Below are 1270 nucleotides of genomic sequence, written 5' to 3'. Positions count from 1 at the left end.
GCCCGCCCTGCTGCACGCGGCCGGCCTGTGGCTGCGCGGGGGCCTGCTGACCCTGGCCGCCCTGGGGCTGCTGCTGGTCGCCGTCGTGCTGGGGATTGCAATCGGCGAGACCGAGATCTCCGTGCGCACCGTCTTCGAGGTGCTGGCCAACCAGCTGGCGGGCACCAGCTACGCCGTCGACCCGATCAACCAGGGCATTGTCTGGAACTACCGCCTGACACGCGCCCTGGTGGCCGCCTGCTGCGGCGCCGGGCTGGCCATCTCGGGCGTGATCCTGCAGTCGCTGCTGCGCAATGCGCTGGCCGAACCGTATTTGCTGGGCATCTCGGCCGGGGCCTCCACGGGCGCGGTGCTGGTGACCGTGGCCGGCCTGGGCGCCGGCGCCATCTCCATGACCACCGGCGCCTTTGTCGGCGCCGTCTGCGCCTTCGCCCTGGTGGCGCTGCTGGCCCACGCGGCCGGGCGGGGCGGCCTGCACAACAGCGGGCAGATCGTGCTGGCCGGCATCGCCGGCTCGCAGCTGTTCAACGCCCTCACCTCGCTGATCATCACCAAGTCCGGCAGTGCCGAACAGGCGCGCGGCATCATGTTCTGGCTGCTGGGCAGCCTCAGCGGCGTGCGCTGGCCAGACACCCTGGGGGCGGCCACCGTGGCCGGCGCCGGCATGGTGGTGTGCCTACTGCACGCGCGCTCGCTCGATGCCTTCACCTTTGGCAGCGAATCCGCCGCCGCCCTGGGCGTGCCCGTGCGCCGCGTACAGCTGACGCTGCTGCTGGCCGCTGCGCTGATGACGGCGGTGATGGTGTCCATCGTCGGCGCGATCGGCTTTGTGGGGCTGGTGATTCCGCACGCCGCCCGCCTGCTGGTGGGCGTGCGGCACCGCCGGCTGATTCCGGTCAGCGCGCTGATGGGCGCCCTGTTTCTGATTGCGGCGGACGTGGTCTCGCGCACGCTGATCCCTGGCCAGGTGCTGCCCATCGGCGTCATCACGGCCCTGGTGGGTGCGCCCGTGTTCGCGCTCATCCTGCTCAAAGCCCCGGGGCCGGCCATGACGGCCGTGCAGTCCCCTGCCCTGCAGGCCTGCGGCATCAGCTGGCAGGCGCACGGCACGCGCATCGTGCACGAGGTCTCGCTGCAGGTGCAGGCCGGCGAACTGCTGGGCCTGATCGGCCCGAACGGCTCGGGCAAGTCCAGCCTGCTGCGCCTGCTGTCCGGCGTGCTGCGCCCCCAGCAGGGCGAGGTGCGGCTGGGCACGCAGCCGCTAGCGCAC

1 protein-coding gene is annotated in these 1270 nt (G+C 72.3%); it reads left to right on the top strand.

Annotation, left to right across the window (positions count from 1 at the left end; genetic code table 11):
- The coding region (locus SJH88_RS19120; protein ID WP_274755390.1) for an iron chelate uptake ABC transporter family permease subunit at window positions 1-1270 on the top strand (1270 nt) is incomplete at both ends.

It is taken from the genome of Comamonas sp. GCA5, from assembly GCF_036541385.1.
In the GTDB taxonomy this organism is placed as follows: Bacteria; Pseudomonadota; Gammaproteobacteria; order Burkholderiales; family Burkholderiaceae_C; genus Comamonas; species Comamonas aquatica.
The sequence above is the reverse complement of the archived record's forward strand: the minus strand, read 5'-3'. Positions and strand labels throughout refer to the sequence as shown.